Origin of the sequence: Parasphingomonas zepuensis, from assembly GCF_036663735.1 — a bacterium.
Classification (GTDB): domain Bacteria; phylum Pseudomonadota; class Alphaproteobacteria; order Sphingomonadales; family Sphingomonadaceae; genus Sphingomonas.
Map to the genome: position 1 here is coordinate 933721 of NZ_JAXOJO010000001.1, position 12424 is coordinate 946144.

Below are 12424 nucleotides of genomic sequence, written 5' to 3' on the forward strand. Positions count from 1 at the left end.
CGTGACGGACAATCCGTGGCGAATCGGGCAGAAGGACTGCGTGTCGTCCCGCCATCCCCCCCGGCGACGGTGGCACACCTCGCCCGTCTTTGCCCCTCACTGGCGGCGCAGCATCGGTCATCCGGACTCTGGTCCGGGTGGCCGATTTGCTTTGTGGGCCATGCACCCCGATCCCGCAATGTCCACTCTCAGCGACTTCGTCGGATCTTTTCGCGGCTCCGGCGCAGCTTCGTCGCGCCGGTCGCGAGGCGGGTTCATTTCGCCGCCGTTCCCGTTAGCGGCGCTCTCCCGGTGGCCAATCACGGCCCGGAATGCCCCGGCGAGACGACCGGGCCCACGTTCAAGGAATGACTATAATGCGTGCTACCTTCTTCCTTCTCGCTTCCGCCGCAGTGTTCGTGGCCAATCCTGCCCATGCGCAGGACGATTCGCGCAGCTTCACCGGTGCGCGTGTGGAAGCGACTTTCGGTTACGATTCGACTCACGCCGATGACGGCATCGCCGCGACCCCCAACAAGGTGGACGGCCTTCGGGTCGGCGGTGCGATCGGCTATGATCTGCCGCTCGGCCCGACCATCACGATCGGCGCCGAAGCGGGTATCGGCTGGCAGGTGTCGGGCAGCGCCGAGGCGCAGATCGGTACGACGAGCTTCAGGCTGACCACCGGCCGCGACATCGACATCTCGCTCCGTCTCGGCGCCAAGGTCGCGCCGAGCACCCTGCTGTACGTCAAGGCCGGCTATGCCAATAGCGAGTTCCGCCTGCGGACCACCCTTGGCGGCACCACTGGCAACACCGTCAGCCATCTGCGCGACGAAGAAGAGGGCTATCGCCTCGGCGCCGGCGTCGAGCAGATGCTGGGCGACCATCTCTACGCCAAGGCCGAGTACCGCTTCACCGGTTACGACAGCGACGTGTCGCGCCACCAGCTGCTGGTCGGCGCAGGTTACCGGTTCTGAGCCCCTCCATCCATCCACGAAGGGGCGGCGCCGTCACCCGGCGCTGCCCCGAGCCCACAGGAGAATATCCGTGAAACAGATTCTTCCGCTCCTTCTGGCCAGCTTTCCCCTCATCGTCATGATCGGGGTGTGGAACGTGACCGTCTGAAGGCATTCCCCGGCGCATGCGTGGGTCGGATGGGTTATCCGTCATGCGCGCTTGCATCGGCGCCGCTCCCGGGCAATCATATAGGATGGGAGCGCCCAACATGAGGCGAAAGCGGCGCTAGTCCGCGGCTCCCGTGCTGGAGGGACCGATGCTCGATCGTCGCACTTTTATGGCCGTCGCCGGCGCTGCCACCGCCACGGCCCTGCTGCCCGTCCGCGGCATCGCCCAGCAGCGCTCGTCGCCGCTCGCCCTGCCGCCCGGCCTTCAGCTATGGGCGGTCAAGGAAGAGCTGGCGAAGGATTTTGCCGGCACGCTGAGGGCAGTCAGAGCGATCGGCTATCAGCGCGTCGAAGCGGCCGGGTGGGCTGGCCTGTCGCCAGCCGATTTCCGCAAGGGCATCACCACCGCGGGCCTCGATTGTTTTGCCTGCCATTATTCGATGCGCGACCTGATGGACGAATTCGAGACCAAGCTCTCCGCCGCGCGGGATGCGGGCGTCCGCTATTTCGTCGCGTCGTCTCCTGCCTCGACCAGGCCGCTCGATCCGAACCGCCCCTGGGTGCGCGCCGTCGCCGAGGCGATGACGCTCGACGACTGGCACCGCAACGCCGCGCGCATGAACCAGGTCGGCGCGCGTGCCAGGGCGCTGGGCATGCGCTTCGCCTATCACAATCACCCGGCCGAATTCGTCGCTTATGACGGCAAACTGGCGTTCCACGAGCTGCTCGACAAGACCGACCCGGCGCTCGTGGCGTTCGAGCTCGATCTCGGCTGGGTCGCGGCGGCCGGCTATGACCCCGCGCATGTCCTGAAGGAACATGGCGCGCGCATCGAGCTGCTGCACGTGAAGGACATCGCGACCAGGGAACGTGCCGTCGGCAGGATCGCCGAGGATCTGACCACGGTTCCGGTCGGCAAGGGCAGCATTGACTGGCCGGCGGTCTTCGCCGCCGCCAGGGCCGCGCCGATCAAGAGCTGGTTCGTCGAGCAGGAGCCGCCCTGGGTCCAGCCGCCGCTCGAAGCGATCGCCGAAAGCCTTGCCTATCTCCACACGGTGACCGTCTGATGGGGGAACCGGTTCGTTATGCGATGATCGGGGGCGGCGAAGGCGCGTTCATCGGCCCGGTCCACCGCACGGCGGCGGCCATTGCGGGCAATTGCCGGCTGGTCGCCGGCGCGCTGAGCAGCGACCCGGATCGCGCCAGGCGCTCCGGTCTGGCGGCGGGCCTAGGGCCCGACCGCAGCTATGCCAGCTACCGTGCGCTCCTCGAGGGCGAGCTCGCGTTACCGCCGGCCGACCGCATCGAGTTCGTCGCGATCGTCACGCCCAACCATGTCCATGCGCCGGCCGCCATCGCCGCGCTCGAGGCAGGCTTCCCCGTCCTCACCGACAAGCCGCTGACCGACACGCTCGAAGCAGCGCTCGCCTTCCAGGCCGCGGCCGACCGCACCGGCGGGCTGGTCGGCGTCACGCACACCTATCTCGGTTATCCGATGGTGCGCCAGGCGCGTGCTCTTGTCGCTGCCGGTGATCTCGGCGCGGTCCGGCGGGTCGCGGTGCGCTATACGCAGGGCTGGTTGGCCGACGCCGGCGATGCCGTCGGCAAGCAGGCCGAATGGCGGATCGATCCGGCGCGCTCGGGCCTCGCCGGCGCGTTCGGCGATATCGGCACTCATGCCTTCAACCTTGTCGAATATATCACCGGCGAACGGATGAGCCGCCTTTCGGCCGAGCTGCGGGCCGCGGTGCCCGGACGCCTGCTCGACGATGACGGCGCGGCGATGTTCCATCTCAGCGGCGGCGGACGCGGCACGCTGGTCGCCAGCCAGATCTGCGCCGGCGATGCCAATGGCCTGGAAATCTCGGTCTGGTGCGAAAATGCCGGCATCCACTGGCACCAGGAGCATCCCAACCATCTCCGTGTCGCGCGGCGTGCCGGGCCGGAGGAGATCTGGACCCCCGGCGCCGATCGCTCCTATCTGGGCGAGGCGGCAATGCGCGTCACGCGCATCCCGTCAGGACATCCCGAGGGCTATCTGGAGGCCTTCGCCAACATCTATCGCGATTTCGCGGCGGCCGTGCGCGGCGACGCGCCCGCCGCACCCTGCTACGCCAGTCTCGCCGACGGCGTGGCTGGCATGCGCTTCATCCAGGCCGCGCACGACAGCAGCGCGGGCGGCGGCACCTGGACCGATCTGCAAGGAGACGATTCATGAAGGGGCCCGCCATCTTCCTGGCGCAGTTCGCCGGCGACGCGGCACCGTTCAACAGCCTCGCCTCGATCGCGAAATGGGCCGCCGATCTCGGCTATGTCGGGGTGCAGATTCCGACCTGGGATGCCAGGCTGATCGACCTGAAGCGCGCCGCCGAAAGCCAGGATTATTGCGACGAGATCGCCGGCACCTGTGCCGAGGCCGGTGTCGCGATCACCGAGCTGTCGACTCATCTTCAGGGCCAGCTCGTCGCGGTCCACCCCGCTTATGACGAGCTGTTCGACGCCTTCGCGCCGCCCGAGGTTCACGGCAAGCCGGCCGATCGGACCGAATGGGCCAAGGAACAGGTCCGCATGGCCGCCCGCGCGAGCCGACGGCTCGGGCTGAACGCGCACGCCACCTTCTCCGGCGCACTGCTGTGGCACACCCTGTATCCCTGGCCGCAACGCCCCGCCGGGCTGGTCGAAGAGGGATTCAAGGAGCTGGCGAAGCGCTGGCTGCCGCTGCTCGATGTGTTCGAAGAGAATGGCGTCGATGCCTGTTACGAAATCCATCCGGGCGAGGACCTGCATGACGGGATCAGCTGGGAACGGTTCCTGGCGGCGGTGGGCAATCATTCCCGCGCCAACATCCTCTACGATCCCAGTCATTTCGTGCTGCAGCAGCTCGACTATGTCGACTTCATCGACCTGTATCACGACCGCATCCGCATGTTCCATGTGAAGGATGCCGAGTTCCGCCCGAACGGACGCGCCGGCGTCTATGGCGGTTATGCCGACTGGGCCGATCGACCGGGTCGCTTCCGCTCGCTGGGCGATGGCCAGATCGATTTCGGCGCGATCTTCTCCGCCTTCACCAAATATGATTATGCCGGCTGGGCAGTGCTCGAATGGGAATGCTGCTTCAAGCACCCCGAACAGGGCGCGGCGGAAGGCGCACCGTTCATCGCCGCGCACATGATTCGCAAGGCCGACCGCGCCTTCGACGATTTCGCCGGCACCGCACCGGATGCCGCGCGCAACCGGCGGATTCTGGGGCTGGAACGCGGCTAAAGGCTCCTACCGCTTCATCACCCAATTCAGCCCGTTCTCCAGCTGCTTGAGGAACCACGGGTCGCGATAGGATTCGTCGGTGTGTCCCATCGCGGTGTAGAATACCCGTCCGCCTTCGAATTCGTGGCTCCACGCCGCCGGATTGGGGTTCACGTCAGCTTCGCCGATCGACGCCGGATCGACCGTTGCGAGGATATGCAGCCGCGGATCGTAATCGTCGTAATAATACCATTCGTCGACGTGCCGGGTGACGGGCGCGAGCCCCTTCATGGCGGGATGTTTCGGATCGACCACCGTGACGGTCCCTTCGGGCGTGCCCTTGGGATGGCGCTGGAACCGCCCGCCGATCATCCGGCCATACCAGGGCCAGTTATAGTGCGAATCCGCCGCGGCGTGGATGCCGACGATGCCGCCGCCGCGATGGACGAACGCCTCGAACGCGTCGCGCCGCGTTCCGGTGAACCATTCGGTCGCCGGGTCCTTCCCGCTGGTGTTGCTGAGCAGTATGATCGCATCCACGCCCTTCAGCCCGTCGGTGCTGAAGATGTCCGCATCTTCGCTCGCGATCATGGTCATGCCGGCGCGAGCGCCCAGCGCCTTCAGCGCCACCACGCCCGCCTCGATCGAGCCATGGCGATAGCCGGTCGACTTGGAAAAGATCAGCACGCGCGGCTTTTCTCCCGCCCAGGCAGCGCTGCCCGCGAGCGTCGCGGCTCCGGCCAGGATCAACATCAGGCGCAGCAGATAACTCATCGTCCATCCTCCCCATCGACCCACGCCTTTTTTGCATGGTACCGCTAACGCTAAAAGCTGGACAAGGCCCGCCTCGCCCGGCAGTCTGGCCCGCAACGAGGAAGCGCACAAGCGCTCTCATGCAAGACGGGAGGATGACGGGATGGCCAATGAGCCTCTGTTCGACGGGACGCTCGATCGGCGGGCGCTCATGGCGCGCGCGATCCTGCTGGTCGGCGGAGTCGTTTCCGGCCTTCCCGAGCTTGCGTTTGCGAGCGCTCCCACCAAAAACTTCTTCACCCCGCCGGAACGGGCCGTGCTCGACGCCGTCTGTGCAGGACTGATCCCGCGCACCGATACGCCGGGCGCGTTGGAGGTCGGCGTGCCGGCGTTCATCGACGCGATGATGACCAATTGGGCCAAGCCGGCGACGGCCGGCGCCTTTCGCGGCGTGCTGAAGACAATCGACGGCGCGGCGCAGGCTGCCGCCGGACGCGGTTTTGCCAGCCTCCCGGCCGACCAGCGCGCCGCGTTGCTCCAGGCCCATGATGCGGCGGCCTTTGCCGCCAGGGACAAGGTCTGGCGGCGGTTCAAGACGCTCGCGCTGACGGCATATTATCTGTCGGAGCCCGGCGCGACGCAGGAGCTCCGCTACGAGCTGTCGCCAGGAATCTGGGAACCGTCGGTCAAGATGGGGCCAGACACGCGGGCATGGTCGGGCTGGTGATGATCGGGAGGGAAATATGAGCTTCGACGCGATCGTTATCGGATCGGGCATGAGCGGCGGCTGGGCCGCGAAGGAACTGACCGAACGCGGCCTCAAGACGCTGGTGATCGAGCGCGGCCGGCATATCGAGCACGGCACCGATTATACCGATTCCCTCTCGCCCTGGGAGATCGACAATTACGGCCTCGTCTCCGAGCAGGAGGTCGACGCCGACTATCCCGTCCAGAGCAAATGCTATGCTTTCTCGAGCGCGAACAAGCATCTGTGGACCAAGGACAGCGACCACCCCTACACCACGCCGGCCAACAAGCCCTTCTACTGGATTCGCGGCTATCACCTGGGCGGGCGCTCGCTGATGTGGGCGCGGCAGTCCTATCGCCTGAGCGAGATGGATTTCGAATCCAACGCGAAGGACGGCCATGGCGTCGACTGGCCGATCCGCTACGCCGACATGGCGCCGTGGTACGATCATGTGGAGACCTTCGCCGGCATTTCGGGCTCTACCGAAGGGCTCGCCCAGCTGCCCGACGGCAAGTTCCTGCCGCCGATGGCGCTGACTCCGGTCGAGGAGGAATTCGGCCGCAAGATGCACGCCGCCTTCCCGACCAGGCGCCTGATCACCGGCCGCTGCGCGCATCTGACCGCGCCGACCCCCGAGCATGAGGCGCTTGGCCGCGGCGCGTGCCAATATCGCTCGCTGTGCGAACGCGGCTGTTCCTATGGCGCCTATTTCTCGAGCCTGAGCGCGACGCTGCCGGCGGCAACGAACACCGGCAACCTGACCATCGTCACGGACGCGATCGCGCACAGCATCGTCCACGATCCGGTGACCGGCAAGGCGACCGGCGTGCGCGTGATCGACCAGCGGACCAAAGCTGCCACGACCTATGAGGCGAAACTGGTGTTCCTCTGCGCCTCGACCATCGGAACCGCGCAGATCCTGCTGACCTCGATCTCGGAAGCCTTTCCCAACGGCCTCGCCAACCGATCCGACATGGTCGGGCGCAACCTGACCGATCATATCAGCGGCATGGGCGCCACCGGCACCTATCCCGGTTTCGATGACATCTATCATCACGGCCGCCGCCCCAACGGCTTCTATGTCCCGCGCTACCGCAACGTGACGGAGCCCGGCGACGGCTATACGCGCGGCTTCGGCTTTCAGGGGCGGGGGCTGCGCACGAGCTGGTCGCGCGGCGCCACCGAGCCCGGAACGGGTGCGGCGCTGAAGGCGAAGCTGCGCAAGCCCGGACCCTGGTCGCTGAACCTGAGCGGCTTCGGAGAGATGCTGCCGCGTCCGGAAAACCGCGTCACGCTGCACAAGACGCGCACCGACAAATGGGGGATACCGATCCCGCATATCGACGTCTCGCTCGGTGCCGAAGACAAGAAGATGATCGATCAGGCCAATGCCGATGCGCGTGCCATGCTCGAACTGGTCGGCTGTACCGATATCGTCCAGCCCGAACATTATGGCGGCCTCGGCCTCGGCATCCATGAGATGGGCTCGGCGCGCATGGGCCGTGATCCGAAGACCTCAGTGCTCAACCAGTATAATCAGGCGCACGATGTGCCCAACCTGTTCATCACGGACGGGTCGTGCATGGCCTCGTCGGGCTGCCAGAACCCGTCGCTGACCTATATGGCAATGTCGGCGCGGGGCGCACACCACGCAGTCGAGTTCCTCCGCGCCGGCAAGGCCTGAGTTTCAGGCAGCAAGCAAAGCGCGCTCGGTTTCCTCGATCCAGCCGCCGCCGAGCACGCGATCCCCGGCATAGAGCACCGCCGCCTGGCCCGGCGCGACGCCATATTCCGGCGCGTCGAACGCCACGCGGTCGCCCACCAGCTGCGCCGCGACCGGCTTGGCCAGCGAGCGCACCTTGGCGGTCAACGGTCCCTGATGGTCGCCGCCGATCCAGTTGATTCCCGACAGCCGCGCCGCCTCGACCGCCAGCGCAGCCTTCGGGCCGACGACGATGCGGCGCGTTTCGGGTTCGAGCCGCACCACATACAGCGGCTCGGCCGTCCCGCCGATCTCCAGCCCGCGCCGCTGCCCTACGGTGAAATGGATCAGGCCGCGGTGCCGACCGAGGGTCCGGCCGTCCTCATCGACGATATCGCCGCTCGTATCCGCTTCCGGCCGCAGCTTCTTGACCAAGGCGGCATAGTCACCGTCCGGCACAAAGCAGATGTCCTGGCTATCGGGCTTTGCCGCCACGCCAAGCCCGAGCTCGGCTGCCAGTTCGCGCACCCGCGTCTTGGGCAGCCCGCCCAGCGGAAAGCGCAGATAATCGAGCTGGCCCTGCGTGGTCGCGAATAGGAAATAGCTCTGGTCGCGCGCCGGATCGACGGCGCGGTGCAGTTCAGCACCACCCGCACCCTCGACGCGGCGGACATAATGGCCGGTCGCCAGGCAGTCGGCGCCGAGATCGCGCGCCACGCCGAACAGATCCGTGAATTTCGGCCCCATATTGCACCGGACGCATGGGATCGGCGTCCGCCCGCGCAGATATTCGTCGGCGAATCCGTCGATCACCTGCTCGCGAAAGCTCGATTCATGATCGACAACATAATGCGCGATGCCCAGCCGGACGCACACCGCACGCGCGTCGCGGATGTCGCGGCCGGCGCAGCAGCTGCCGGCACGTCCGACCGCCTCGCCATGATCGTAGAGCTGCAGCGTCACGCCGATGGTTTCGGCACCGCTGCGCGCGGCCAGCGCCGCGACCACGGAACTGTCCACGCCGCCCGACATCGCGACGACGATGCGCTTGCCGCGCAGGTCAGGCCCCAGCTGGAAATCACCCTCGATCATGGGGGCCAGATAGGCCGCCGGGGCCCGCGATGCAAAGCGCGCGCGTTGAGCATGCCAAGTACGATCTTCTCCATTCTTCTTTTCCGCAGATTCTTCGGGAGCTTTACCGGTCCTTTAGACCCTGCCCCCTAGATCGGTCGTTCATCGAGTCTCCGCCGCCGGAAAAGGATGCCATGGATCTCAGTTTTTCCCGTTTCGAGGCGGACGCCAGCGTTACGGTCCTGCCGCCCGATCTGGCCGTATTGATGGTGGGCATCGCTGCGCGCCAGGCCGCGAGCCCGACGGCGCTGCTCCATACGCATCTCGTGCCGGCGTTCAGCCAGGCTAGCTGGTTCGCGCCCGACCACGGCGCGTTCAACCTCCTGGTCGCCGCGATGCTGACACACGAAGCGGAAGGTGTGAATCCACCGTTTACCGCGCCGCTTTAACCCATGTTCAAGTCCGCGAGCCTAGGATGGCGATCAGTGAGAAATGGGGCCCGCCGGCCCCGATCGAGGTTGAAAGAATGATCGAAAACCAGAAGATTCGCCCGGCCAAGGTGATCGGCCCGCTCGGCGAACCGCTGACCCTGGATACCCTGCCACCGCCGGAGACGACGCGGTGGGTGGTGCGCCGCAAGGCCGAGGTAGTGGCAGCCGTCAATGGCGGCCTGCTCTCGGTCGACGAGGTGTGCGACCGCTACAGCCTGACCGTCGAGGAATTCGCCGGCTGGCAGCGCGCGATCGATCGTTCCGGCATGCCCGGGCTGCGCGTCACCCGGATCCAGCATTATCGTTCCCTCTACGAGCGCCAGCAGAAATACTGAGTATCCGGCAAACTTCAGCTGATCGTCTGCGCCCCCGTATCCGGAACGATGGATGCGGGGGCGTCGTTTTTGACCGAGCGAAACGCCAGCGGAACAAATCGAAGCAGTCGTGAGTCTTTCCTGTCCGAGCCCGGGCAATGCCGGGAGCAACGGAGGGAAGAGATGAATATCATTATTTGGCTCGTGGTCGGCGGCGTAGTCGGGTGGCTTGCAAGCATGCTTATGCGCACGGATGGCCAGCAGGGTATCATCCTGAACGTCGTCGTCGGGATTATCGGTTCGGTGATCGCTTCCTTCCTGTTTGGAGGCGGCATCAACCAGGTCATCACCATTCCGACGTTCATCTATTCGCTGATCGGCGCGGTGATTCTGCTTGCGATCGTCAATCTGATCCGCCGCGGCAGCGTCCGCTAACATCGGAACAGCGTCAAACACGGGCCGCCCGGGCAACCGGGCGGCCCGTTTTGATTCCTACTTCAGCAGGAACCGCACGCTCAGGGTTACCGTCACATCGGTCTCGCCCGCCACGACCTTCGTGGCGGAATCGGCGGCGGCGAGTCCAGCCCGTGCATAGAGGATCGGTGGCGGCGTGCTGCCGTCATTCTGGCCATTCTCGGTGATCGAGACAATGCGCGACACGGTGAGGCCAGCAGCGCGGGCATAGAGCTCCGCCCGCGCCCGGGCGCGCTTGACCGCATCGGTACGGGCCTCGTCCAGCGCCGCATCCGGCTGGTCGATCGACAGGCTGGGTCCGTCGATCTGGTTCGCGCCCTGCTTCACCAGCGCATCCAGGATCGTGCCCGATTTTGCGATGTCGCGAAACCGGATCGAGACATTGTTGTTCGCTTGATAGCCGATGATCACCGGCGGCTGGTTCTCGGCATAGCGATATTGGGGGCTGAGACTGACATTCGCGGTCCGGATATCGCGCTGCGCCACACCGGCGCGCTTCAGGGCGTCGAGCACCGCCGCCATGCGCGTGCCATTCTCGGCGAGCGCTGCCGCGGCGGTGGCGCCCTGGGTCACCACGCCTGCGCGAATCGTGGCTACGTCAGGCACGCGGGTCGTCTGTCCTTCCGCTGTAACGTCCAGAGTCGTCCCGTCGGCAATGACGGGAGAGCCCGTCTGCGCCAGGGCAGGCGATTGAGTGAGCGGCAGGGCGGCGAGCGCCACGGCGGTCGCAAGATAACGCATCAGTTTACTCCCGTATCGAACCGGACCGAATGGCCCGCCCATTTCCTTTGCAGGTGCGCGGGCAACCTCAGCTGAACGCGATCCGCCTCAACGCACCCGGCGTGTCATCACCAGCCGGTACAGTGCCAGCAATATGATCGCGCCGACCGTGGCAGCGGCATAGCTCTGCCACCAGACCGCAGTGACGTTCAGACCGAGCGCCGGCGAGAGATAGCCGGCGAGCAGCGCGCCGGCGATGCCGATCAGTATCGTCACGACGAACCCGCCCGGATCCTTGCCCGGCATGAGCATCTTGCCAAGGACACCGGCAACCAGGCCGATGAGAATCCAGCCCAAAAAGGAATTCGGCATCGATCACTCCCCTCGATTGCGGCACGCTGTCCGCGCATCCGGGGCGACGCTCGCGCCCATGACCGCGATATGCAAGCGTTTCTTCTCGGCAACGTTGTGTAACACTTGCGAAAACAGTCCGGAACGGCCATTGCCAGCGGCCGTAAAACGGCCTCTTGAGGTCGGTGACTTATTTCTATAATACAGTCGGACGATAACGACGGCGCCGATGGGGGCGGGACGGGAAAGTGACGCACATGAATTATGGGCAGCCGGGCTTCGGGACGGACGATCACCTGGCACTGCCGGGGGAGGAAGGTCGCTCGAATCACCGCTGGTGGATCATCGGTGCGGCCGTCCTCGCGATCCTTCTCGTCGTGGCCGCCGTCTACGCCATGTCGGGCGGCAAGAAGCCGGCAGGCGCAGCCGCTCAGGGCGGTGCGAGCGATCAGCTGCCGACCGTGTCGGTGGCCGTTCCCGGGCGCCATGCGGCGGCCCGAATCATCTCGGCCACCGGCACGCTCGCCGCGCGCCGCGAAATGCCGGTCGGCGTCGCCGGCGAAGGCGGCATGATCACGCGCGTCCTGGTCGAGCCCGGCCAGTGGGTCGGCGCGGGCCAGGTGCTCGCCACGGTCGACCGCGCGGTGCAGATCCAGACCGGGGCCTCGCTCGCCGCGCAGGTGAACGTGGCACGGTCCGATGCGGCGATCGCACAGGCGGAGCTCGAGCGGGCACAGCAGCTCGTCAACCGCGGTTTCATCTCCAAGGCCGATCTCGAGCGCAAAGCGGCGACCCGCGACGCCGCCGTGGCACGGGTGCGCGTGGCCCAGGCCCAGCTTGGCGAGCAGAATGCCCGGACGGGCCGATTGGATATCCGCGCGCCGGCAGCCGGCCTGGTTCTCACCCGTAGCGTGGAACCGGGCCAGATCGTCAGTTCGGGTTCGGGCACGCTCTTCCGCATGGCGAAAGGCGGCGAGATGGAGATGCGCGCGCAGCTGAGTGAGGCCGATCTGGTCGGCCTGCCCGTCGGTGTTTCGGCCAATGTAACGCCCGTTGGTGGCGATACGGCCTTCACCGGCCAGGTATGGCAGGTATCCCCGGTCATCGATCCGCAGACGCGGCAGGGCATCGCCCGCATCGCGCTCAGCTATAACCCAGCGCTCAAGCCGGGCGGCTTCGCGTCGGCAACGATCCGGCGCGGATCGAGCGACATGCCGCAGCTGCCGAACTCGGCGATCCAGAGCGACGATCGCGGCAATTTCGTGTATATCGTCGGCGCTGGCGACAAGGTCGAGCGCCGTTCGGTCAAGCTCGGCGAGGTTTCCGACACGGGCGTATCGATCGTCGACGGGCTAAAAGGCACTGAACGCGTCGTGCTCTCGGCCGGCGCGTTCCTGAACGCCGGGCAGAAGATCAAGCCGATCCTCCAGAAAACGCAAGGCTGAACG

The 12424-nt window shown here is 66.2% G+C and carries 14 protein-coding genes; 10 read left to right on the forward strand and 4 right to left on the reverse strand.

The window, feature by feature from the left end; translation table 11 throughout:
- The first annotated feature begins 356 nt into the window (after window positions 1-356).
- The 4 genes from U1769_RS04500 (at window position 357) to U1769_RS04515 (ending at window position 4373) form a co-directional block, all read left to right on the forward strand.
- Window positions 357-959 (forward strand): outer membrane protein, encoded by a 603-nt coding sequence (locus U1769_RS04500; protein ID WP_332712528.1) that lies wholly within the window; start codon window positions 357-359, stop codon window positions 957-959.
- A 317-nt stretch (window positions 960-1276) separates the two neighbouring features.
- Window positions 1277-2173, forward strand: coding sequence for a sugar phosphate isomerase/epimerase family protein (locus U1769_RS04505; protein ID WP_332712531.1), 897 nt, complete (start codon window positions 1277-1279; stop codon window positions 2171-2173).
- Window positions 2173-3324 carry a Gfo/Idh/MocA family protein gene (locus U1769_RS04510; protein WP_332712533.1) on the forward strand — a complete coding sequence of 384 codons (1152 nt, stop codon included), beginning with the start codon at window positions 2173-2175 and terminating at the stop codon, window positions 3322-3324. The genes U1769_RS04505 and U1769_RS04510 overlap by 1 nt, the downstream gene beginning before the upstream one ends.
- Entirely contained in the window at window positions 3321-4373 is a 1053-nt protein-coding gene (locus U1769_RS04515) for a sugar phosphate isomerase/epimerase family protein (protein WP_332712538.1), read from the forward strand. Before U1769_RS04510 ends, U1769_RS04515 begins: the two co-directional genes overlap by 4 nt.
- Before the next feature lie 6 nt (window positions 4374-4379).
- Here the strand turns inward: U1769_RS04515 and U1769_RS04520 are convergent, their stop codons facing one another.
- The gene (locus U1769_RS04520; RefSeq protein ID WP_332712541.1) at window positions 4380-5126 is read right to left on the reverse strand and encodes a ThuA domain-containing protein; all 747 of its coding nucleotides are present in this window, start codon (window positions 5124-5126) and stop codon (window positions 4380-4382) included.
- A gap of 142 nt (window positions 5127-5268) precedes the next feature.
- Between U1769_RS04520 and U1769_RS04525 the strand changes: the two genes are divergently transcribed.
- Together U1769_RS04525 and U1769_RS04530 are read left to right on the forward strand one after the other, a co-directional pair.
- Window positions 5269-5832, forward strand: a complete 564-nt coding sequence (locus U1769_RS04525; RefSeq protein ID WP_332712544.1) for a gluconate 2-dehydrogenase subunit 3 family protein — start codon at window positions 5269-5271, stop codon at window positions 5830-5832.
- Window positions 5833-5848: 16 nt separating this feature from the next.
- Window positions 5849-7537, forward strand: coding sequence for a GMC oxidoreductase (locus tag U1769_RS04530; protein ID WP_332712546.1), 1689 nt, complete (start codon window positions 5849-5851; stop codon window positions 7535-7537).
- A 3-nt stretch (window positions 7538-7540) separates the two neighbouring features.
- Here the strand turns inward: U1769_RS04530 and mnmA are convergent, their stop codons facing one another.
- A complete protein-coding gene (mnmA, locus tag U1769_RS04535) occupies window positions 7541-8647 on the reverse strand; it encodes a tRNA 2-thiouridine(34) synthase MnmA (RefSeq protein WP_332712549.1) in 1107 nt (368 codons plus the stop codon).
- A gap of 29 nt (window positions 8648-8676) precedes the next feature.
- Between mnmA and U1769_RS04540 the strand changes: the two genes are divergently transcribed.
- The 3 genes from U1769_RS04540 to U1769_RS04550 all read left to right on the forward strand — a co-directional run bounded on the left by U1769_RS04540 (window position 8677) and on the right by U1769_RS04550 (window position 9866).
- Window positions 8677-9075 (forward strand): hypothetical protein, encoded by a 399-nt coding sequence (locus U1769_RS04540; protein ID WP_332712551.1) that lies wholly within the window; start codon window positions 8677-8679, stop codon window positions 9073-9075.
- 77 nt (window positions 9076-9152) lie between these two features.
- A complete protein-coding gene (gene sciP / locus U1769_RS04545; protein ID WP_299854972.1) occupies window positions 9153-9452 on the forward strand; it encodes a CtrA inhibitor SciP in 300 nt (99 codons plus the stop codon).
- Window positions 9453-9614: 162 nt separating this feature from the next.
- Window positions 9615-9866, forward strand: a complete 252-nt coding sequence (locus U1769_RS04550; protein WP_332713659.1) for a GlsB/YeaQ/YmgE family stress response membrane protein — start codon at window positions 9615-9617, stop codon at window positions 9864-9866.
- Between the two features lie 57 nt (window positions 9867-9923).
- Here U1769_RS04550 and U1769_RS04555 read toward each other — a convergent pair whose 3' ends face one another.
- Together U1769_RS04555 and U1769_RS04560 are read right to left on the reverse strand one after the other, a co-directional pair.
- Entirely contained in the window at window positions 9924-10646 is a 723-nt protein-coding gene (locus U1769_RS04555) for an SIMPL domain-containing protein (protein WP_332712560.1), read from the reverse strand.
- A gap of 87 nt (window positions 10647-10733) precedes the next feature.
- A complete protein-coding gene (locus tag U1769_RS04560; RefSeq protein ID WP_332712563.1) occupies window positions 10734-10997 on the reverse strand; it encodes a GlsB/YeaQ/YmgE family stress response membrane protein in 264 nt (87 codons plus the stop codon).
- 236 nt (window positions 10998-11233) lie between these two features.
- Here U1769_RS04560 and U1769_RS04565 point away from each other — a divergent pair, with 236 nt between their 5' ends.
- Entirely contained in the window at window positions 11234-12421 is a 1188-nt protein-coding gene (locus U1769_RS04565; RefSeq protein ID WP_332713662.1) for an efflux RND transporter periplasmic adaptor subunit, read from the forward strand.
- The last annotated feature ends 3 nt before the right edge of the window (window positions 12422-12424 follow it).